Genomic DNA, 19,950 nt, shown 5'->3' with positions numbered 1-19,950 from the left:
AGGGGCCGGCCCTCGCGGACCGGCCCCTCGGCGCGTGATCGGGGCAGCTTACCAGAAGATGTCGTAGATCACGTCGACCACCTCGCCCGTGTCCATATCGACCAGCAGCGCGTCGTTGTAGTAGCGCACCCAGCGATAGGGGCCATAGGCCGGCGGCAGGCGATATTCCCAGGGATCGGCGATCCAGTAGTTCTGGGCGAACAGAATGGAGTTCAGCGTCACGCCGATGCTGAACCGGCGATAGCCGTAGTCCCAGCCGTAAGGCGCATAATAGCGCGGCAGGCGATAGGCGTAGCGGTTACGCGAGCGCCAATCCCGCCAGTTGTAGCGATTGTCGTTGCGCCAGCCGCGGTTCCAGTTGCCGCGCCGATCCCAGTCCCGGCGGTCCCAATCGCCCCGGTTCCAGTTGCGGCGATCCCAGTCGCGCCGGTTCGAGTCGCCCCGGCGGTCCCAGTCGCGGCGCTGGTTCCAGTCGCCCCGCCGATCCCCGTCGCGGCGCTCGCTGCTCCAGTTGCGGCGATCATTGTCCCGGTTGCGGTCCCATTGCCCATCGCGACGATCGCGATTCCAGTCGCGGCGGCCGTCGCCGTCGCGGTCACCGCGCGGCACGCCGGGAGTGGCGTTCACCGGAGGCCGGTTGTCGTCGCGGCGGAAGTCGGGGCGGCCGTTGCCCTGCCAGCGGCGGCCGAAGCCGTCGCCGTCATTCCCACCCGGCCGGAAGGCGGGACGCGCCTGGCCGTCGGGTCGCTGGAACTGCGGGCGGCCCTGGAACTGCGGACGGTCGAAGCGCCGCCCGCCATTGTCGAAGCTGCGCGACGGAGCATTTTGCGGAGCACTCGGGCGCGACCAGTCGGGGCGCTGACCGCTCCGCTGGAAACGCTCGCCGCCACCGCCGTTGCCGCGCGGCTGCTCGGCCCGAGGAGAGCCGCCACGGTCGCCGCCGCCTCGGCCGCGCCATTCCTGCGCACTGGCGGCGATCGGCGCCAGCGCAGTCGCCGCGATCAGCGCGGCCAGAATCGCCTTATTCATGTTCGTGTCACTCCACGGCCGGTCGCCCGGCACACGTCTCGATGGCACGCTTATTGCCAGAGGAGCGATGAGCGATGGCTGAATTGGGCTGAAAGCAATCTGTCAGGAAGTCGGCCGCTTCGGCGGCGGCGGAGCGAGCGCCGGGACCGCTCGGGCTGCCTCGGCGGGATCGGTGTCAGGCCGCGGCGTGGTGTCGATCGTCTCGTCGCCGCGCGCGATCGCCGCCGCCTGCTGGATCGCGGCGACGATCCGGGGATAGCTGCCGCAGCGGCAGAGATTGGTGATCGCCGCCCTGATCTGGTCCTCGTCGGGATTGCGATTGGCACGGATCAGCGCCTGGGCGGTCATCACCAGGCCCGGGATGCAATAGCCGCATTGTCCGACGTTGGAGGCGAGGAATGCCTGCTGCACCGGGTGGCTGCGGTCGCGCGACAAGCCCTCGATGGTGGTGACGAAGACGCCTTCGATCTCGCCGATGGCGACGGTGCAGGAGCGGACCGCCTTGCCGTCGATGTCGACCGTGCACGCGCCGCACTCGCCGGTGCCGCAGCCGTATTTGGTGCCGGTGAGGTTGGAGGCGTCGCGCAGCGCCCAGAGCAGGGGCGTGGCGGGGTCCAGCTCATATTCGACCGGCTGGTTGTTGACGGTGAAGCGGGTCATCGGCGTCCACTCTAGCCTGTCCGACGATCCATTGGAACGCGCGCCGCGCTTCGGCCATTGGAACGCGCGCCGCGCTGCGGGGTTGTCGGGCGGAAGCCCCAGGCGATGGAGTGCGGCAATGGCAAAGGTGCTTGGACAGTTCACGATCACGCAGGAAGCCGACGGCTACCTGCTCCATGTCGAGGACGAGGACGGCGAGACCGTCGAATACAGCGCGACCTACGAGCAGCTCGACCTGATCAGCGAGGCGATCGAGGAGCAACTCGACCTGGACGAGGAGGAGGCGCTCGGCCTCGACGAGGACGAGGACGAGGACGAAGCCGTCGACGACGAGTGATCAGCGGGTCCGCGGCGTCGGCGTGGCGGCCGGTTCTGGCGACAGCGGCTTCGGGCCTTCCGGCGTCGCATCGAGCAACGCGTCGCCGCCCAGCGCGCGGTAGAGGTCGACGAGGTTGGTGGCGCGATCCAGCCGCGTGCCGACGTAGCTGCGCTGCGCCGAATAGAGCGAGCGCTGCGCATCGAGGCTCTGCAGGAAGGTGTCGATGCCGCCGCGGTAGCGGGCGTAGGACAGGTCGTAATTGTCCTGCGCCGCCGTGACGAGGCTGCGCTGTGCCGTTTCCTGATCGGCGATGGTGCCGCGGCGGGCGAGCGCGTCGGAGACCTCGCGGAAGGCGGTCTGGATCGCCTTCTCGTAGGTCGCGACCGCCGCATCGCGCTGCGCGCGCGCCTGGAGCAGGTCGCCGCGCGCGCCGCCCGCGTCGAAGATGTTGTAGTCGATGCCGCCCGAGGCGTTCCAGGTGAAGCGGTCGCCGTCGAACAGCGATCCCAGCGCCGTGCTGGCGAAGCCGAGCAGCCCCGTCAGGCTGATGCGCGGGAACAGCGCCGCGCGCGCCGCGCCGATGCGGGCATTGGCGGAACGGAGCTGGTATTCGGCCTGGACCACGTCCGGCCGGCGCAGCAGCACGCCCGAATCGAGCCCGGCGGGCAATTCTGCCAGCGTCGGCGCCGCCTCGTCGATCGAGGCGGGGAGCTGCGCCGGGTCGATCGGCGCGCCGACGAGGAGCTGGAGCAGGTTGACGTCCTGCGCGAGCGCGGTGCGCTGCGCCGCCATATCGGAGCGGGCCTGGGCCTCGGTCTGCTCGGCCTGGCGGAGGTCCGTGCGCGGCGCGATGCCGCCCTCCAGCCGCAGCCGTGTCAGGCGGACGCTTTCCTGCGCGTTCTTCGCCGTATCTTCCGCCAGCGCGAGCAGGCTCTTGTCGGCGGCATAGGTGAGCCAGGCGTTGGCGATGTCGCCGACCAGCGTGAGCCGGGTCGCGCGCGCCGCCGCCTCGGTGGCGAAATAATCCTCCAGCGCGGCGCGGCTCTGCGAGCGGACGCGGCCGAACAGGTCGACCTCGAAGGCGGTGATGCCGACGTTGGCCGAATAGCTTTCGCGTACGTCGTTGCTCGAGCCGGCGTTCTGGGCGTTGGTGCCGCCCTTGCTCGCGCCTGCGCTCGCCCCGGTGCCGACCGTCGGGAACAGCGTGCTCCGCTGCGAGCGATAGGCGCCGCGCGCCGCGGCGATGTTGGCGGCGGCGACGCGCAGGTCGCGGTTGTTGGCGAGCGCCTGCTCGACCAGCGCCTGCAGCCTGGGGTCGCGGAAGATGTCGCGATAGCTGACGCTGGGCAGCCCCGCCTCGTTCTGGCGGAGGTAGGCGTCGCCGACCGGCCAGGACGACGGCACCGGTGCCGCCGGTCGCTCGTATTCCGGCGCCATCGAGCAGGCGGCGAGCGCGATCAGCGAGGTGAGGGGAAGGATCGGGCGGATCATGCCGGCTTCGGCTCCCCTTCCTCGTCGTCGTGGTGCGACGGCCCCTGGTAGCCGGTCGGCTTGCCCCTGAGCCGCGCGAGCCCGTCGCGGACGCTGCGGCGCACCAGTACGAAGAACAGCGGAATGTAGAAGATCGCCAGGATGGTCGCGGTGATCATGCCGCCGATCACCGAGGTGCCGATCGCGATGCGGCCGTTGGCGCCCGCGCCGGTCGAGATCGCCAGCGGCAGCACGCCGAAGATGAAGGAGAAGCTGGTCATCAGGATCGGGCGCAGACGGATGCGGGCGGCCTCGAGCGCGGCGTCGAGCACGCGCGCGCCCTTCCGCTCGGCGGCCTCGGCGAACTCGATCATCAGGATCGCATTCTTGGAGGCGAGGCCCATGGTGGTGAGCAGGCCGATCTGGAGGAACACGTCGTTCTCCAGGCCCCTCAGCGTCACTGCGAACACCGCGCCGACCAGGCCGAGCGGGATCACCAGCAGCACTGCGATCGGGACCGACCAGCTCTCATAGAGCGCGGCGAGGCATAGGAACACGACCAGCAGCGACAGGCCGTAGAGGATCGGCGCCTGCCCCGACGACAGCCGCTCCTGATAGGACAGGCCCGCCCAGGCGACCGAGGTGCCGGGGATCTGCGCGGCGAGCTGCTCCATCCGCTCCATTGCCTGGCCCGAGCTGTGTCCGGGCGCGGACTGGCCCTGGAACTCGAAGGAGGAGATGCCGGAAAAGCGCGACAGCGTCGTCGGCGCCTGCGACCAGGAGATGCGCGCGAAGGAGGAGAAGGGCGCCATCTGCCCGTTCGCCCCGCGCACGAACCACTTGGAGATGTCCTCGGGCGAGGCGCGGAACGGCGCGTCGCCCTGCACGTACACGCGCTTCACGCGGCCGCGGTCGATGAAGTCGTTGACGTAGCGGCCGCCCCAGGCGGTCGAGAGGGTATTGTTGACGTCGGCCTCGTTGAGCCCGAGCGCGGACAATTTGGCCTGGTCGATGTCGATCTTGAGCGTGGCGATGTCGGGCAGGTCGGAGAGGCGCACCGCCCGCAGCGCGGGATCGTTTTCCGCCATGTTCAGCAGCCGGTCGCGCGCAGCGGCGAACTGCTCGCGGGTGAGGCTGCCGGAGTTCTGCAGCTCCATGGTGAAGCCGTTCGACTGGCCGAGGCCGCGGATCGCCGGCGGCACCAGCACGAAGACCTGGGCGTCGCGCAGGCCCGACAGCGCCTGCGCCGCGCGGCTGGTGATCGCATCGGCGCCGTTCTCGCGTCCCTTGCGCTCGTCCCAATGCTTGAGCGCGAGGAAGCCCTGGCCGGTGTTCTGTCCGCTCACGCCACCCCCGCCGCCGCCGCTGACGGTGAACAGCACGCGCGTGTTCTTCGCCTCGTTGGTGAGGAAATATTTCTCGACCGCCTGCTGCACCTCGAAGGTGCGGCCGCGCGTGGCGCCGGCGGGAAGCCGGAACTGGACCTGCGCGCCGCCCTGATCCTCGGTCGGCAGGAAGCTGGTCGGCAGGCGGAAGAACATCACCACCAGCACGGCGCAGACAGCGACGTAGATCAGCAGAAACAGCCACTTACGGTCGACGACGGTGCGGACCGACCGCAGATAATGCTCGACCGTCCATTCGAAGCCGCGGTTGAAGCGGTCCGCCGCCCCGCGCAGCGTCCGGCCGACGATGGGGAAGCGCCGCGCGAGCCAGCCATTGTCCTCGCCGCCATGGTTCTTCTGCTTGAGGACGTGCGAGGTGAGCGCCGGACTCAGCACGATCGCGACCAGCACCGACAGCGCCATCGCCGACACCAAAGTCACCGAGAACTGGCGGTAGATCACGCCGGTCGACCCGCCGAAGAACGCCATCGGCAGGAACACCGCCGACAACACCAGCGCGATCGCGAACAGCGCGACCGTGATCTGGTTCATCGACTCGATCGTCGCCTCGCGCGGCGTCATGTCCGGATTCTCTTCCATCAGACGCTCGACGTTCTCGACCACGACGATCGCGTCGTCGACGAGCAGGCCGATCGCGAGCACCAGCCCGAACAGGGTGAGCGTGTTGATCGAGAATCCGGCGATGGCGAAGATGGCGAAGGTCCCGAGCAGCACGATCGGCACGGCGACCGCCGGCACCAGCACCGCGCGCCAGCTCTGCAGGAACACGAACATGACGAGGACGACGAGGACGATCGCCTCGAACAGCGTCTTCACCACCTCGTCGATCGACAGCTTGATGAAGTCGGTGGTGTCGTAGGGGAAGGCGTATTTGAAGCCGGTCGGGAAGCGCTTCGACTGCGCCTCGACATATTGCTTGACGAGCTCGGCGGTCTCCAGCGCGTCGGCGCCGGGTGCAAGGTTGATGGCGATGCCGGCGCCGGGGTGGCCGTTGACGCGGCTCAGCGAGTTGTAATTCTCCTGCCCCAGCTGGACCCGGGCGACGTCGCTGAGCCGCACGGCAGCGCCGCTCGGCTGCGTCTTGAGGATGATGTCGCGGAACTGCTGCGGCGTCTGCAGGCGCGAACGCGCGGTGACGGTCGCGTTCAGCATCTGGGTGTCCGGCATCGGCTGACCGCCGACCTCGCCCGCCGCCACCTCGGTATTCTGGTTCTGGATCGCGGTGACGACGTCGCCCGGCATGAGCTGGAAGCTCGCGAGCTTGTTGGGATCGAGCCAGATCCGCATCGCGTACTGCGATCCGAACACGTTCGAATCGCCGACGCCGGGGATGCGGCCGAGCGGCTCCTCCATGTTGGAGACCAGCCAGTCGGAGACGTCCCCGTTGGTGTGCGTGTCGGTCTCGTCATAGACCGCCACGATCATCAGGAAGTCGGGGTTCGACTTGGTGACGGTGATGCCCTGCTGCTGCACCTGCTGGGGCAGACGGGATATCGCCTGCTGTACCTTGTTCTGGACCTGGACCTGGGCGATGTCCGGATCGGTGCCCTTCTCGAAGGTGGCGGAAATCGACACCTGCCCGCGCGAGGAGGAGGTCGAGGTGAAATAGAGCAGGCCGTCGATGCCGGTGAGCTGCTGCTCGATCACCTGCGTCACGCTGTTCTCCAGCGTCTCCGCCGAGGCGCCGGGGAAGTTCGCGCGCACGTTGACCTGCGGCGGCGCGACGTCGGGGTATTGCGCGATCGGGAGCGAGAAGATCGCGCCCACGCCGCACAGCATGATGATGATCGCGATCACCCACGCGAAGATCGGACGGTTGATGAAGATGCGCGAGATCATCGGCCGACTGCCTCAGCGGCCCTTGGGTGCGGCGGCGTTGCCCTGACCCTGCCCTTGTTGCGGGGGGCCGATGTTCTGCGGGGTGTTCGCCGGCACCGGCTTGATGTCGGCGTCGGGCCTGAGCCGCGCGATGCCCTGGGTGATCACCTTGTCGCCTGCCTTGAGACCGCTGGTCACGACCCAGAAGGCCCCCTGCGCGCGGGGCGCGGTTATTTGCCGCCGCACAGCTTTGTTGTTCGGGCCCACGACATAGACGGTGGCGTTGCCCTGCGGATCGCGCATCACCGCTGCCTGCGGCACCAGGAAGGCATTGTTGTTGATCCCCTGCGCGAACGTCGCGCGGACGAACATGCCCGGCAGCAGCAGCCCGTCGGGATTGGGGAAGGTCGCCCGCAACGTCACCGTGCCGGTGCTCTGATCGACCGTCACCTCGGAGAACTGCACGGTGCCGGTGTAGCCATAGTCGGTGCCGTCCTCGAGCTTCAGGCGCACCTGCGCGCTGGTCGGCACGATGTTGCCCGAGGCGAGCGAGCGGCGCAGCGCCAGCAGGTCGGTGCTCGACTGCTGGATGTCGACGAACATCGGATCGAGCCGCTGGATCACCGCGAGCGGATCGGCCTGGTTGCTGGTGACCAGCGCGCCGACCGTGGCGAGGCTGCGGCCGATGCGGCCGGTGATGGGAGCGGGGACGCGCGTGAAGCGGAGGTTCACCTGCGCGGATTCGAGCGCCGCTCGGTTCTGCGCGACCGAGGCCTGGGCCTGGCGTGCTTGCGCGACCGCGTCGGTATAGTCCTGCTTGCTCACCGCCTCGGCCGCGGCGAGCGGCTTGTAGCGGTCGGCGCGGATGCGTGCGGCCTCGAGCTGGGCGGCGGCGGCGGACAGGTTGGCGCTCGCCTGGTTGGCGCTTGCCCGATAGATGCTGGGATCGATCTGATAGAGCGTCTGTCCGGCGCGAACGATGCCGCCCTCGGTGAACAGCCGCTTCTGGATGATGCCGGAGACCTGCGGGCGGACCTCCGACGTCTCGAAGGCGGCGGTGCGCGCCGCGAGCTCCGTGGTGACCGGGACCGAGGTCGGCTGCACCACGACGTAGCCGACCGTCGCCGGACCTCCGCCACCACTACCCCGGCCGCCCGAACCGCCCTTCTGCTGAGCGGCATCGCCGCCACTGCAGGCGCCCAGCACCAGCGCCAGCGCCATGACGCCCGCGCGCCATGCCATCGTGCCGCTCCGGGAACCGTTGGTGGCAGCGCTCGATGTCATTAACACCTCATCGTTCGGCGGTGGCGCGACGGTTTCGCAATGCAATAGGATCGCGCGGGCGTTCGCCGATCCTGTCGCACGAGGCAACGGAAATAATGTAGCAAAATGTCACAAGCGGCTCGGAGAAGGTGATGATCCTGCACGGCTATTGGCGGTCCTCGGCGGCGTACCGCGCGCGAATCGGCCTGAATCTCAAGGGCCTCGCCTATGAGCAGGTGACGCACGACCTGCGATCGGGCGCGCACACGTCGCAGGATTATGTCACGAAGTCGCCGCAGGGACTGGTCCCTGCGCTGGAGGTGGGTGGCCGCGTCTTCGTCCAGAGCCTGGCGATCCTGGAATGGCTCGACGAGACGCATCCCGAGCCGCCGTTCCTGCCGGCCGGCCCCGACGATCGGGCGATCGTGCGGGCGATGGCGCTGGCCGTCGCGGCGGACATCCATCCGGTGAACAACCTGCGCATCGTCAATGCCCTGCGATCGGAGTTCGGCGCCGACGGCCATGCCGTGGTCGCCTGGATGCAGCGCTGGATGGCGGCGGGGTTCGACGCGCTCGAGGTGATGGTCGCCCGTCACGGCGGGCGCTTCGCGTTCGGCGATGCGGTCGGGCTCGCGGACATCGTGCTGGTGCCGCAATGGTACAATGCCGAGCGCTACAAGCTCGATACCTCGGCCTGGCCGCGGCTGGCGGAGGTCGTCGCCAATGCCCGCACGCTGCCCGCCTTCGTCGACGCCGAGCCGGAGCGGCAACCCGACGCCGATTGACTTCGCAGCCGCAACGATCCTAATCCGCGCGCCAGATGGTGCCGGGCGACCGGCGAAGAGGGAAGCCGGTGCGATTCCGGCGCTGTGCCCGCAACTGTAAGCCGGGAGCTGGCGGCCAATACGTCACTGGAGGCATCCTGCCTCCGGGAAGACGGCCGCAAGCGACGATCGGCGAGCCAGGAGACCTGCCATCGTGTCGTTCGTGCCGGGCCGGGTCCAGCCGCGGGCATGGGGAAGCATCCCTTCGTAACGACAGCCGATGGCCATCGTCGCGCCCTTGTCATGGGGCGGGCCGGAAATGTCGTTGCTGCTCGCCCCAAGTCGACGCCGGGCGGGCGAGGGAAGTCCGAATGATCCGATCCGCATTGTTCCTGGCCGGGGCCGCCGCGCTGGCGTTGCCCGCCCATGCCCAGGACGCGTCCGACGATGGCGATGACATCGTCGTCACCTCCGCGCGCGCCGCGCAGCCGGCCGACCAGACCGGCCAGGCCGTCACCGTCATCACCCGCGACGAGATCGAGCGCCGCCAGACCGTCTCCATCGCCGACCTGCTCGCCACCACGCCGGGCGTGCAGGTGACGCGCAGCGGCGGTGTCGGCACGCTCACCAGCGTCAGCATCCGCGGCGCCGCGAGCGAGCACACGCTCGTCGTGATCGACGGGGTGCGCGTCAACGATCCCTCGGCTCCCGCCGGCGCGTTCGACTTCGCCAACCTCTTGTCGAGCTCGGTCGCGCGGATCGAGGTGGTGCGCGGGCCGGATTCGGTGCCGTGGGGCAGCCAGGCGATCGGCGGCGTCGTCAACGTCATCACCGAGCGGCCGGGCGAGGGGCTCCAGGCCCGCGCCAATGCCGAATACGGCTATGCCGACAGCGTGTTCACGAGCGGCGGCATATCGGGGCGGAGCGGCGCGCTCTCCGGATCGCTCACCGCCGGCTATCTGCGCACCGACGGCATCTCCGCGGCAGCGGACGGCAGCGAGCGCGACGGCTATCGCCAGTTCGGCGCGACCGGCCGGATCGGCGTCGAGATCGCGCCCGGCATCGGCCTCGACCTGCGCGGCTATTATGCCGACAGCCGTACCGACCTCGACGGCTTCCCGCCGCCGAGCTTCACGCTGGCCGACACGCCCGAATATTCGAAGGCACAGGAGATCTACGGCTATGCCGGGCTCCATGCCGACCTCGCCGGCGGGCGGTTCAGGAACCGGATCGCCTTCACCATCGCCGACGTGAACCGCGACAATTTCGATCCGACTTTCGGCTCGGAGCCGAGCTTCTTCGCGCGGGGGCGCAGCGAGCGCTACGAATATCAGGGCGACTTCACCATCGTCGAGCAGGTCCGCGCGGTGTTCGGCGCCGAGCATGAGGACAGCCGCTTCTACGACGGCACGCTGCGCAAGTCGGCGGGACTGACCAGCGTCTACGGCGAGCTGATCGTGCGTCCGATCGATGTGCTGACCGTGACCGGCGGCGTCCGCAACGACGAGAGCGACACGTTCGGCAATCACACCAGCTTCAGCGCCAACGCGGCGCTGGCGCTCAAGACGCGCACCACCATCCGCGCGAGCTATGCCGAAGGCTTCCGCGCGCCGTCGCTCTACGAGCGGTTCAGCTCGTTCGGCGATCCGGATCTACCGCCCGAGACGGCGAAGAGCTGGGACATCGGCGTCGAGCAGGCGCTGCTCGACGGGCGGCTGCGCTTCGGCGCCACCTTCTTCGACCGCACCGTCCGCAACCGCATCAACTTCGACATGGGCTGCTTCTGCTACGGCAACATCGACCGTACCCATGTGCAGGGCGTCGAGGCGGGACTGACGCTGCGGCCGGTCGACAGCCTCACCTTCGCCGCCAACTACACCTGGATGGAGCCGCTCAACCGCTCGGCGGGATTCGACGGGCTCGACCTCCAGCGCCGTCCGCGCGACCAGTGGAGCGCGAGCGCCGACTATCGCCTGCCGTTCGGCCTGTCGCTGGGCGCGACCTTGCTGGTGGCGGGCGACAGCTTCGACGATGCCGCCAACCGGGTGCGGCTCGACGGTTACGCCGTCGCGGGCATCCGTGCGGAGATGCCGATCGACGACCGCTTCTCGATCTACGGGCGTGTCGATAACCTGTTCGACGAACGCTATCAGACCGTGGCGGGCTACGGCACCTATGGCCGCGCGGCATATGGAGGCGTGCGACTGAAGCTGTGAGGCTGGTGGCGATCCTGCTCGCGATGCTGACCGCCGGCTGCGCCGCCGCGCCGCCGACGGCGAAGGCTCCCTCACATCCGATGCGGGTGGTGAGCCTCGATTATTGCGCCGACCAGTATGTCCTCCGCCTGCTGCCGCGTGCGCGCATCCTGGCGGTGTCGCCGGATGCCGCCGCGGAGTTCTCCTACATGCGCGACGCGGCGAAGGGCGTGCGGCAGGTGCGGCCGACCGCGGAGGACGTGCTGCTGCTGAAGCCCGATCTCGTCGTGCGTAGCTACGGCGGCGGGCCCAATGCGGAGGCGATGTTCGCGCGTGCGGGCGTGCCGGTGCTCCAGCTCGGCTATGCCGACGATCTCGCCGGCGTGCGCCGGGTGCTGGTGGAGACCGCCGCCGGGCTCGGCGAGCGGGCGAAGGGGGAAGCGATGGCGCAGGTCTTCGATCGTCGGCTCGCTGCGCTCCGGCACGGCGGGAGCGGGCGGAGCGCGCTCTACGTCACGCCGGGCGGGGTGACGGCGGGACCGGGGACGATGATCGATGCGATGTTCGCCGCAGCGGGCCTCCGCAATTTCCAGACCGCGTCGGGATGGAGCACGATTCCGCTCGAACGGCTCGCCTATGCGACGCCGGACGTGATCGCCAGCGCCTTCCTCGACACGCGCTGGAAGCGGCCCGATCCGTGGAGCGCGGCCGGCCACCCGCTGGTGCGCCGCCTCGCCGGCCGGTCCACGGCGAACCTCTCCGGCGCATCGACCGCGTGCGGCGGCTGGTTCGTGCTCGATGCGGTCGAGGCGATGGCGAAGGCGGCGGCGCGATGAGGCTGATCCTGCTCCTTGTGCTGGCCTGCCTTGCTGCGCTCGTCGCCGCGTGTTTCCTCGGCTCCGTGCCGTTGTCTGCGCCGCGCCTGCTCGCAGCGCTGACGGGGGGAGGCGACATAGGGGACCGCCTCGTCGTCTGGGCGATCCGCCTGCCGCGTGCGCTCGCCGCCCTGCTGGCGGGGGCCGCGCTCGGGATGAGCGGAGCGGCGCTGCAAGGACTGCTCCGCAATCCGCTCGCCGAGCCGGGCGTGCTCGGCGTTTCGGCCTCGGCGGCGCTGACCGCGACGGTGGCGCTTTACTACGGCCTCGCTGGCGCCTGGCTGTTCGCGCTGCCGCTGGCGTCGATCATCGGTGCGCTGGCGGCGACCGCGCTGATCGCCGGCGTGGCGTTGCGCACCAGCTCGGTGACGACGCTGATCCTCGTCGGCGTGGGGCTGTCGAGCTTCGCCGGGTCGGTGATGGCGCTGCTGCTCAATCTCGCGCCCAACCCCTTCACCCTGGCCGACATGGTCAACTGGACGCTGGGATCGGTCGCCAACCGCAGCTTCGACGAGATCGGTGCGGCGGCGCCGTTCCTGGTGCTGGGCGGCGCGATCCTCCTCGCGACCCGCCGCGGTCTCTCTGCGCTGATGCTGGGCGAGGAGGCGGCGGCCGGGATCGGCCTCGACCTCCGGCGCCAGCGGATCGCGGTGGTGCTGGGGGCCGGCCTGCTCACCGGCGGCTCGATTGCGATCGCCGGGGCGATCGGCTTCGTCGGCATCGTCGCGCCACATCTGGTGCGGCCGTGGGTCGGCCATGATCCGGCGCGCAGCCTGGTGCCTTCGGCGCTGCTCGCCGGCCTGTTCCTGGTGCTCGCCGATATCGGCGTGCGGCTGATCCCGACCGCCAACGAGCTGCGCCTCGGCGTGGTCGCGGCGCTGGTCGGCGCCCCCTTGTTCGTATTGATCGCGGCGCGGAGGCGGGGGGCATGATCGTCGCCGAGGGGCTCACCCGCAGCGGCATCGTCCAGGATGCATCCTTCACTCTCGCGCCTGGCGAGCTGGTCGTGCTGCTCGGTCCGAACGGCGCCGGCAAGACGACGCTGCTCAGGATGGCGCTGGGCCTGCTCGCCGCCGATCGAGGAGGGGCGACGATCTCCGGCGATGATGCCCGCCGGCTTCCGGCGATGGAGCGCGCCCGCCGCGTCTCCTATCTGCCCCAGTCCCGGCCGCTCGCCTGGCCGGCGAAGGTGCGCGATGTCGTCGCGCTCGGCCGTTTCGCCCATGGCGCGGCGCCCGCTCACCTCGGCGAAGCCGATCGGGTCGCGGTGGGCCATGCGCTCGCCGCCTGCGATCTCCAGCCGCTCGCCGATCGTGCCGCCGATACGCTATCGGGCGGCGAGCTCGCGCGCGTGCACCTCGCCCGCGCGCTGGCGGCGGAGGCGCCGCTGATCGTCGCCGACGAGCCGGTGGCGTCGCTCGATCCGCGCCACCAGCATCGCGTGCTCGGCCTGCTCCGCGATTTCGTCGCGCGGGGCGGGGGCGCGCTCGCGGTGCTCCACGACCTGTCGCTGGCGGCACGCTATGCCGACCGGCTCGTCTGGATGAAGCAGGGCCGCATCGTCGCGAGCGGGAGCGTCACGGAGACGATGACGGTGGAGCAGATTGCCGATATCTACGGCGTCACGGCCCGGATAGACGGTCCGGACGTGATCGTCGATGGAATCGCCGCCGGATAGGCGCATCAACCGGGAGTGAGCATGGCCTATTTCCTGGGAATCGATGCCGGCGGCAGCCATTGCCGCAGCCGGCTGATCGATGCGGACGGCACGATCCTCGGCACGGGCAAGACCGGGCCGGCCAATGCGCGCATCGGCGCGGAGCGGTTGCAGGCGACGCTGATGGATGCCGCCGGTCAGGCGGTCGGGATGGCGGGGCTCGACCGCGATCAGGTCGCGACGATCGCCGCCGGCATGGGGATCGCCGGCCTGTCGCATCCTGGCGCGCGGGAGGCGCTGGCGGCGATCGCCTGGCCTTTCGCTTCGATGCATTTCGAGACCGATGCCGTCATCGCCAACATCGGCGCGCACATGGGGCAGGACGGCGCGACGCTGGTGATCGGCACCGGCAGCATCGCCCAGATCCGCTTCGAGGGGAAGAATTTCGCGATCGGCGGCTACGGTTTCCCGATCTCGGACGAAGGCAGCGGCGCAGCGCTCGGCCTCAGCGCGATGCGGCACGCGCTGCGCGCGCTCGACGGGCGCACCAAGCCGACGCCGCTGAGCAGCGCCGTCACCGCTCGCTTCGACCATGAGACCGCGCGCGCGATCGCCTGGATGGATCAGGCGACCCCGCGCGACTATGCCGCCTTTGCGCCGCTGGTGATGGACTATGCCGAGGCGAACGACGCGATCGCCCGCTCGATCGTCGAGGATGCCGCGCAGCATATCGAGCGGTTCATCGAGACGATCTTCGAACGTGGCGCGCCGCGCTGTGCGCTGGTCGGCGGCCTCGCCCCGCGGATGAAGCCGTGGCTGCGTTCGCGGACGGTGGCACGGCTGTCGGAGCCGCTCGGCGACCCGCTCGACGGGGCGCTGCACCTGGCGGGGTATCGGGAGGCTTGATCGCAACGACCTCCCGTCACCCCGGCGAGGCCGGGGTCCACCAGGCGGCGAGCTCTTCGGATCGAGCCGCTTGTCCAGTGCAAGCGGCAGGGTGGACCCCGGCCTTCGCCGGGGTGACGGAATGGCTATTCGCTCGCCTCGGACATCTCGCCCCCGATCCAGGACCGGGTGACACGTAAGTCTTCGTCGAGGTGGACCAAGTCGGCACGCAGGCCGGGCGCGATCGTCCCGGTCTCGCGGTCGAGGCGGAGGAAGCGTGCCGGATTGGCGCCCGCCAGCCGCGACGCCTCGCCGATGTCGAGGCCGAGCATCGCGACGGCATTGCGGACCGCGCTGGCCATGGTCAGCGCCGCGCCCGCCAGCGTGCCGTCTTCCGCGCGCAGTTTGCCGTCGCCGACGGTGATCTCCCGTCCCAACAGCGTGAAGCAGGTCATGTCGGTGCCGGCGGGCGGCATCGCATCGGTGACCAGCATCGCCCGATCGAGCCCGCGCCCGGCGAGCGCGATGCGCAGCGTCGCCGGTGCGACATGGTGGCCGTCGACGATCAGGCCGAACATGCTGGCGCCGTCGTCGAGCGCGGCGCCGACCATGCCCGGCTCGCGGCTGCCGAGCTGGGTCATGGCGTTGAACAGATGGGTGAAGCCCGCCAGCCCCTCGTCGAGCGCGGCGCGTGCTTCGGCGTGGCTCGCCATGCTGTGCCCGGCCGAGACGATCACGCCCGCCGCCGTCAGCGCGCGGATCGCTCCAGGCGGCGCCAGCTCCGGCGCCAGGGTCAGCAGCCGCGCGCCGCGGCCCGGCCGGGTGAGGAGCGCCAGCGCGTCGTCATCGAGGATGCGGAACTTGGCCGGATCATGGATGCCGTGCTTCTCGGGATTGAGGAACGGCCCCTCGACGTGGATGCCGAGCACGCCTGGCACGCCGGCGGCGATCGCCCGGTCAACCGCCGTGATCGCGCGGTCGACCACCTCCAGGTCGTCGCTGATCAGCGTCGGCAGCAGGCCGGTGGTGCCGAACCGGCGATGCGCCGCGGCGATGGCGGCGGCGCCCTCGACGGTCGGCGCGTCGTTGAACAGCACGCCGCCGCCGCCGTTGACCTGCGTGTCGATGAAGCCGGGGAGGAGCCAGCCGCCGTCGAGTTCGACCGTCCGGTCCGCCTCCGGCCGCTCTCCTGCGCCGAGCAGGCGGCGGATGCGCCCGCGCTCGATCAGCAGCCCGTGCGGATTGGGCTCGCCGTGGGGGGAGAGCACGCGCGCGCCGAGGATCGCGGTGGTGGTCATCGCCGCCGTCATAGGGCCGATGCTGGGCACTGGCCAGTTTCGGCATTAGGCTGGCCGCCATGCCTACCGAGACCGTAGACCCGCGCTATACCGACCTCGATCGCTGGCCGACCGCAACCGCCGTGGAGGCGATGCTGGAGGGACAGATCGCCGCCGTCGCCGCGCTCAAGGAGCAGACCGGCGCCATCGCCGCCGCGGCCGAGGCGGCGGCGGCGCGGCTCCGCGCGGGCGGGAGGCTGGTCTATGCCGGCGCGGGCACGTCCGGCCGGGTCGCGATGCAGGACGGGGTGGAGTTGACGCCGACCTACAGCTGGCCCGGCGAGCGGCTGGTGTTCCTGATCGCCGGCGGCATGACCGCGCTTGCGCGGAGCGTCGAAGGTGCCGAGGATGATGTCGAACGAGCCTGCGCCGAAGTTGATGAGGCGGGGATCGGGCGGGACGATGTGGTCGTCGGCGTCGCGGCCAGCGGGCGGACACCCTATACGGTCGCGGTGATCGAGGCGGCGCGTCGTGCCGGCGCGCTCACGATCGGTGTCGCCAACAATGAAGGCGCGCCGCTGCTCGCCGCTGCCGAGCATCCGATCCTGGCCGATACCGGCAGCGAGGCCGTCGCCGGTTCGACGCGGATGAAGGCGGGGACGGCGCAGAAGGTGGCGCTCAACCTCCTCTCGACCGCGATCATGCTGCGCCTGGGGCGCGTCTATCGCGGGCTGATGGTCAACATGCGCGTGTCGAACGCCAAGCTCGAAGCGCGCGCCAATGCCATCGTGCGGGAGGCGGCGGAGGTCTCGCGGGAACGGGCGGCGGCGGCGCTCGGCGAGGCGGGCAACGACATCGCCCTGGCGATCCTGATCGCGCGCGGCATGGACCCGGCCGTTGCGGCCGACGCCCTGCACGTGCATCACGGCGATCTTCGCGCGGCGATCGAAGCCGGGTCAGGGGCGCGGTGACGGCGTGGCCGGCACGACGGTTGCGTCTGGGATCGCGCCGGGCACGGTCTCTGCCGCGGGTACCGGCGTAGCGGTCGGCGCGGCGGGCTGCTCCGACGGGCGGTGTCCGCGCCAGCGCGGGCTGTGCAGGCGATCGATTTCGGCCTTGCGCTTCCGGAGGTAATCCTCGCGCGTCGCGGCATAGGGGTCCTTGGCCGCCTGGAGCTCGGTCAGCTTGTCGTCGAACGCCACCCGGTAATCCAGCGCGCTGAGCGTGTTGACCGGAATGGTGTAGTAGGGCTTGTTGAACGGCTTCCCGACGGCCACCGGCATGACGAGCCGGTCGATCGTTATCCCGAAGAGATCGCGCACCGTCGTGGGGCCGATCATCGGCAGGAACAGGTAAGGGCCCGGCTTCACGCCATAATAGCCGAGGGTATTGGCGAAGCTGTTCGGGCGGTGCGGCAGCTTGAACGGGCGGCGCTTGGCGATGTCGATCGTCCCGGCAAGCCCGGCCGTGGTATTGATCGCGAAGCGGCCCAGCGTCTCGACCGCCTTTCCCGGCTTCAGCTGCAGCAGATAGTTCAGGAAGACGATCGGTTCCTGGAGATGATCGAGGAGATTGTGGATGCCGTCGCGTATCGGCTTGGGGAGCCCCTTCTTGTAGCCCTTGGCGATCGGGGCGACGATGGCGCGATCCACGGCCTGCACCGCCTTGTAGGACTCGACATTGAGCCGTTCGGCCGGATCGCCGGGAGAGCGCCGCCGACCCGAGATGACGATGTCGTCACCGGTCAGCTCGTCGGCGGGCACCTCCTGCGCCGGCGCATCCGCTGTCGGCACTGCCGTGTCGGGTGTTGCCGTGGTTTGGGCGGCTGGAGCTGCGGGCAAAGCCTCCGGCGGGGCGCTCGGCGTTGCCGGCGCGGGAACCGGCGGGGGCGATTCCGGTATCGTGACCGGGGCCTGCTGGCTGCTCACCGTTTGGACCACGGCCGGCGGGAGCGGCATTTCGAGGGCGGGCGATGGCAAATTTGCGAACAGGACCGCCGCGCCGAATACAGGAACCATTATTTCTTATCCCCCGCTGCCGACCGGCACTCGCGCTTCATTGCGCGCGATTCGACTTCATCCTGACCGGCTTTAGCCGATCCTGTCCAGCACGCCGCGCTCGGTGATGTAACCGGTGACGAGCCGGGCCGGCGTAATGTCGAACGCCGGGTTGCGCGCCGGCGACGCGGTGACGCGCACCGTTGCGAGCGTGCCGTCGCCGTCGGGGCCGGTGAGCAGCGCCAGCTCGTCGCCGTCGCGCTCCTCGATCGGCACCGCGTCGCCGCTCGGGGTCGAGGGATCGAAAGTGGTGTAGGGCAGCGCGACATAGAAGGGCACGCCGGTATCGTGCGCCGCCAGCGCCTTCAGATAAGTGCCGATCTTGTTGCACACGTCGCCGTTGGCGGTGACGCGGTCGGTTCCGACGATCACCGCATCGACGTGGCCGCGCATCATCAGCAGCCCGCCCGCATTGTCGGCGATCACGCTGTGCGGCACGCCGTGGTTGGCAAGCTCGAAGGCGGTGAGCAGCGCGCCCTGGTTGCGCGGCCGCGTCTCGTCGACCCAGACGTGGAGCGGGATGCCGGCATCGTGGGCGAGGTAGATCGGCGCGGTGGCGGTGCCGTAGTCGACCGTCGCCAGCCAGCCCGCGTTGCAATGGGTGAGGATGTTGAGCGGCCGGTCGGGATGGCGGGCGTGCAGCGCCTTCAGCAGCTCCAGCCCGTGCTCGCCGATCGCGCGGCACAGCGCGGCGTCCTCGTCGCAGATCGCGTCGGCGCGGGCGAAGGCGGCTTCGGCGCGGGCGGCAGACGGAAGTGGACGGACCGCCTCCGCCACCTGGTCGAGCGCCCAGCGCAGGTTGACCGCGGTCGGACGCGTCGCGAGCAGCATCGCGTGGGCGGCATCGAGCGCGGCGTCGTTCCCGTCCTGTGCCAGCGCCATCGCCAGGCCATAGGCGGCGGTGGCGCCGATCATCGGCGCGCCGCGGGTCCACATCTCGCGGATCGCGCGCGCGGCTTCGTCGGCGCTGTTGAGCTCGACCCAGCGGATTTCCCACGGCAGAAGCCGCTGGTCGAGGATGCGCACGCCGCGCCCGTCGGCAGTGCGCGCGATCGAGCGGGTGGGGCGACCTTCCAGGATCATGGCAGCACCTCGGCCAGGCTGGCGATGTCGCCGCTGACGCCGTCGCGGTCGATCAGCAGCGCGGCAAAGCCGGCCTCCCGCGCGGCATCGGTCTCGGCCGAGACGTCTGAGACGAACAATATGTCCCCCGGCGCCAGACCCAGCGCGTCGGCGATCGCGCGATAGGACCCGGGCTCGCGCTTGGCGCCGACGTGCGTGTCGAAATGGCCCGACAGAAGCGGCGTGAGGTCGCCGGCGATGCTGTGCGCGAACAGCTGCTTCTGCGCGGCGACCGAGCCCGACGAATAGATGTGCACCGCGATGCCGGCCTCGCGCCAGCGGCGCAGCGCCTCGACCGTGTCGGGATAGACATGGCCCTTGAGCGTGCCGTCGGCATAGCCCTCCGCCCAGATCATTCCCTGCAGCGTCTTGAGCGGCGTGGCCTTGCGATCCTCGTCGATCCAGCGGAGCAGCGTGGCGATCGGGTCGTCCTCCGGCGCTTCGGCGCGCACCTGGTCTAGCAGCGGGGCCGTCTCCGCCGGATGCCGCGCGACGAAATCGGCGAGATGCGCGCGGGCATAGGGGAACAGCACGTCGGCGACGAAGGCGATGCTGCTGGTCGTGCCCTCGACGTCGAGGAGCACGGCGCGGGGAAGATGGGTCACGCCGCGACCGGCTCGTGGCGCGGGAAATGGCTGGCGATGTCGTCGCCGGTCATCTGCGCCACCCAGCCGTCCGAGTTGATGAACAGCCGGATCGCGGCGAAGCGCGGTGCGGGCCCCATGTCGAACCAGTGCCGCATCCCCGCCGGCACCGAGATGAGGTCGCCGGCGGTGCACAGCAGCGCATGGACCTTGCCGCCCTCGTGCAGCGTGAACAGTCCCTCGCCCTCGACGAAGAAGCGCACCTCGTCCTCCGAATGGCGATGCTCGTCGAGGAACTTGGTGCGGAGCGCCGCGCGGTCGGGATGGTCGGGACGCATCCGGACGATGTCGACGGACTGATAGCCGCCCTCCGCGCGCAGCCGGTCGATCTCGGGCGCGTAGGTGGCGAGCACATCGGCGTCACTCGCATCCGCGGCGACCGCGCGCAGCGGCCAGCGTTCGAAGCGCGCGCCGATCGTCGCCAGCGCGTCGGCGATGACGGCGGGATCCTCGGTATCGAGCTCGGGCGAGGTGCCGTCCTGCTCGTCGTAGCGGCGAAGGCGGGTCAT

18 protein-coding genes and 1 riboswitch are annotated in these 19,950 nt (G+C 70.1%); of the genes, 8 read left to right on the top strand and 10 right to left on the bottom strand.

The window, feature by feature from the left end:
• Positions 1-48 precede the first annotated feature (48 nt).
• Together AC2YHA_RS06650 and AC2YHA_RS06645 are read right to left on the bottom strand one after the other, a co-directional pair.
• Positions 49-1,029, bottom strand: coding sequence for an RcnB family protein (locus tag AC2YHA_RS06650; RefSeq protein ID WP_487400845.1), 981 nt, complete (start codon positions 1,027-1,029; stop codon positions 49-51).
• Positions 1,030-1,131: 102 nt separating this feature from the next.
• A complete protein-coding gene (locus AC2YHA_RS06645; protein ID WP_487400844.1) occupies positions 1,132-1,689 on the bottom strand; it encodes a (2Fe-2S)-binding protein in 558 nt (185 codons plus the stop codon).
• A gap of 118 nt (positions 1,690-1,807) precedes the next feature.
• Between AC2YHA_RS06645 and AC2YHA_RS06640 the strand changes: the two genes are divergently transcribed.
• Positions 1,808-2,026 (top strand): hypothetical protein, encoded by a 219-nt coding sequence (locus AC2YHA_RS06640; protein WP_487400843.1) that lies wholly within the window; start codon positions 1,808-1,810, stop codon positions 2,024-2,026.
• Here AC2YHA_RS06640 and AC2YHA_RS06635 read toward each other — a convergent pair whose 3' ends face one another.
• From AC2YHA_RS06635 to AC2YHA_RS06625, 3 genes are read right to left on the bottom strand one after another with little or no spacing between them, the layout of a single operon-like run.
• A complete protein-coding gene (locus AC2YHA_RS06635; protein ID WP_487400842.1) occupies positions 2,027-3,499 on the bottom strand; it encodes an efflux transporter outer membrane subunit in 1,473 nt (490 codons plus the stop codon).
• Complete coding sequence (locus AC2YHA_RS06630) at positions 3,496-6,723, bottom strand: efflux RND transporter permease subunit (protein WP_487400841.1); 3,228 nt, start codon at positions 6,721-6,723, stop codon at positions 3,496-3,498. Before AC2YHA_RS06630 ends, AC2YHA_RS06635 begins: the two co-directional genes overlap by 4 nt.
• A gap of 12 nt (positions 6,724-6,735) precedes the next feature.
• Positions 6,736-7,944, bottom strand: coding sequence for an efflux RND transporter periplasmic adaptor subunit (locus AC2YHA_RS06625; protein WP_487400840.1), 1,209 nt, complete (start codon positions 7,942-7,944; stop codon positions 6,736-6,738).
• 173 nt (positions 7,945-8,117) lie between these two features.
• Here AC2YHA_RS06625 and maiA point away from each other — a divergent pair, with 173 nt between their 5' ends.
• The 6 genes from maiA to AC2YHA_RS06595 all read left to right on the top strand — a co-directional run bounded on the left by maiA (position 8,118) and on the right by AC2YHA_RS06595 (position 14,362).
• A complete protein-coding gene (gene maiA, locus AC2YHA_RS06620; RefSeq protein WP_487400839.1) occupies positions 8,118-8,750 on the top strand; it encodes a maleylacetoacetate isomerase in 633 nt (210 codons plus the stop codon).
• 19 nt (positions 8,751-8,769) lie between these two features.
• Positions 8,770-8,956, top strand: a riboswitch (cobalamin riboswitch).
• A 144-nt stretch (positions 8,957-9,100) separates the two neighbouring features.
• Positions 9,101-10,945, top strand: a complete 1,845-nt coding sequence (locus AC2YHA_RS06615) for a TonB-dependent receptor plug domain-containing protein (protein WP_487400838.1) — start codon at positions 9,101-9,103, stop codon at positions 10,943-10,945.
• A 5-nt stretch (positions 10,946-10,950) separates the two neighbouring features.
• Positions 10,951-11,760, top strand: a complete 810-nt coding sequence (locus AC2YHA_RS06610) for an ABC transporter substrate-binding protein (RefSeq protein ID WP_487400837.1) — start codon at positions 10,951-10,953, stop codon at positions 11,758-11,760.
• Complete coding sequence (locus AC2YHA_RS06605; protein ID WP_487400836.1) at positions 11,757-12,731, top strand: FecCD family ABC transporter permease; 975 nt, start codon at positions 11,757-11,759, stop codon at positions 12,729-12,731. Before AC2YHA_RS06610 ends, AC2YHA_RS06605 begins: the two co-directional genes overlap by 4 nt.
• Positions 12,728-13,477, top strand: a complete 750-nt coding sequence (locus AC2YHA_RS06600) for an ABC transporter ATP-binding protein (protein WP_487400835.1) — start codon at positions 12,728-12,730, stop codon at positions 13,475-13,477. Before AC2YHA_RS06605 ends, AC2YHA_RS06600 begins: the two co-directional genes overlap by 4 nt.
• Positions 13,478-13,498: 21 nt before the next feature.
• Positions 13,499-14,362: a glucosamine kinase nucleotide-binding domain-containing protein gene (locus tag AC2YHA_RS06595; protein ID WP_487400834.1), complete on the top strand. Its 864-nt coding sequence runs from the start codon at positions 13,499-13,501 to the stop codon at positions 14,360-14,362.
• Positions 14,363-14,487: 125 nt separating this feature from the next.
• Here AC2YHA_RS06595 and nagA read toward each other — a convergent pair whose 3' ends face one another.
• Positions 14,488-15,639 carry an N-acetylglucosamine-6-phosphate deacetylase gene (gene nagA / locus AC2YHA_RS06590; RefSeq protein WP_487401714.1) on the bottom strand — a complete coding sequence of 384 codons (1,152 nt, stop codon included), beginning with the start codon at positions 15,637-15,639 and terminating at the stop codon, positions 14,488-14,490.
• 59 nt (positions 15,640-15,698) lie between these two features.
• Here nagA and AC2YHA_RS06585 point away from each other — a divergent pair, with 59 nt between their 5' ends.
• The gene (locus AC2YHA_RS06585; RefSeq protein ID WP_487400833.1) at positions 15,699-16,589 is read left to right on the top strand and encodes an N-acetylmuramic acid 6-phosphate etherase; all 891 of its coding nucleotides are present in this window, start codon (positions 15,699-15,701) and stop codon (positions 16,587-16,589) included.
• Here AC2YHA_RS06585 and AC2YHA_RS06580 read toward each other — a convergent pair.
• From AC2YHA_RS06580 to AC2YHA_RS06565, 4 genes are all read right to left on the bottom strand, one after another.
• Positions 16,575-17,411 carry an MlaA family lipoprotein gene (locus AC2YHA_RS06580; RefSeq protein WP_487400832.1) on the bottom strand — a complete coding sequence of 279 codons (837 nt, stop codon included), beginning with the start codon at positions 17,409-17,411 and terminating at the stop codon, positions 16,575-16,577. The two genes, AC2YHA_RS06585 and AC2YHA_RS06580, sit on opposite strands and share 15 nt — an antisense overlap.
• 297 nt (positions 17,412-17,708) lie before the next feature.
• The gene (gene mtnA, locus AC2YHA_RS06575; protein WP_487400831.1) at positions 17,709-18,758 is read right to left on the bottom strand and encodes an S-methyl-5-thioribose-1-phosphate isomerase; all 1,050 of its coding nucleotides are present in this window, start codon (positions 18,756-18,758) and stop codon (positions 17,709-17,711) included.
• Positions 18,755-19,402 carry an acireductone synthase gene (gene mtnC / locus AC2YHA_RS06570; protein WP_487400830.1) on the bottom strand — a complete coding sequence of 216 codons (648 nt, stop codon included), beginning with the start codon at positions 19,400-19,402 and terminating at the stop codon, positions 18,755-18,757. The genes mtnA and mtnC overlap by 4 nt, the downstream gene beginning before the upstream one ends.
• Complete coding sequence (locus AC2YHA_RS06565; RefSeq protein WP_487400829.1) at positions 19,399-19,950, bottom strand: 1,2-dihydroxy-3-keto-5-methylthiopentene dioxygenase; 552 nt, start codon at positions 19,948-19,950, stop codon at positions 19,399-19,401. Before AC2YHA_RS06565 ends, mtnC begins: the two co-directional genes overlap by 4 nt.

This window comes from Sphingomonas sp. SRI_018 (assembly GCF_057586275.1).
The sequence above is the reverse complement of the archived record's forward strand: the minus strand, read 5'-3'. Positions and strand labels throughout refer to the sequence as shown.

What these genes read in the sequence shown, in the direction of transcription:
- AC2YHA_RS06650 (WP_487400845.1), bottom strand. Translation starts at nt 1,029, where the DNA reads ATGAATAAGGCGATTCTGGCCGCGCTGATCGCGGCGACTGCGCTGGCG.
- AC2YHA_RS06645 (WP_487400844.1), bottom strand. Translation starts at nt 1,689, where the DNA reads ATGACCCGCTTCACCGTCAACAACCAGCCGGTCGAATATGAGCTGGAC.
- AC2YHA_RS06640 (WP_487400843.1), top strand. Translation starts at nt 1,808, where the DNA reads ATGGCAAAGGTGCTTGGACAGTTCACGATCACGCAGGAAGCCGACGGC.
- AC2YHA_RS06635 (WP_487400842.1), bottom strand. Translation starts at nt 3,499, where the DNA reads ATGATCCGCCCGATCCTTCCCCTCACCTCGCTGATCGCGCTCGCCGCC.
- AC2YHA_RS06630 (WP_487400841.1), bottom strand. Translation starts at nt 6,723, where the DNA reads ATGATCTCGCGCATCTTCATCAACCGTCCGATCTTCGCGTGGGTGATC.
- AC2YHA_RS06625 (WP_487400840.1), bottom strand. Translation starts at nt 7,944, where the DNA reads ATGGCATGGCGCGCGGGCGTCATGGCGCTGGCGCTGGTGCTGGGCGCC.
- maiA (WP_487400839.1), top strand. Translation starts at nt 8,118, where the DNA reads ATGATCCTGCACGGCTATTGGCGGTCCTCGGCGGCGTACCGCGCGCGA.
- AC2YHA_RS06615 (WP_487400838.1), top strand. Translation starts at nt 9,101, where the DNA reads ATGATCCGATCCGCATTGTTCCTGGCCGGGGCCGCCGCGCTGGCGTTG.
- AC2YHA_RS06605 (WP_487400836.1), top strand. Translation starts at nt 11,757, where the DNA reads ATGAGGCTGATCCTGCTCCTTGTGCTGGCCTGCCTTGCTGCGCTCGTC.
- AC2YHA_RS06600 (WP_487400835.1), top strand. Translation starts at nt 12,728, where the DNA reads ATGATCGTCGCCGAGGGGCTCACCCGCAGCGGCATCGTCCAGGATGCA.
- AC2YHA_RS06595 (WP_487400834.1), top strand. Translation starts at nt 13,499, where the DNA reads ATGGCCTATTTCCTGGGAATCGATGCCGGCGGCAGCCATTGCCGCAGC.
- nagA (WP_487401714.1), bottom strand. Translation starts at nt 15,639, where the DNA reads ATGACCACCACCGCGATCCTCGGCGCGCGCGTGCTCTCCCCCCACGGC.
- AC2YHA_RS06585 (WP_487400833.1), top strand. Translation starts at nt 15,699, where the DNA reads ATGCCTACCGAGACCGTAGACCCGCGCTATACCGACCTCGATCGCTGG.
- mtnA (WP_487400831.1), bottom strand. Translation starts at nt 18,758, where the DNA reads ATGATCCTGGAAGGTCGCCCCACCCGCTCGATCGCGCGCACTGCCGAC.
- AC2YHA_RS06565 (WP_487400829.1), bottom strand. Translation starts at nt 19,950, where the DNA reads ATGACCCGCCTTCGCCGCTACGACGAGCAGGACGGCACCTCGCCCGAG.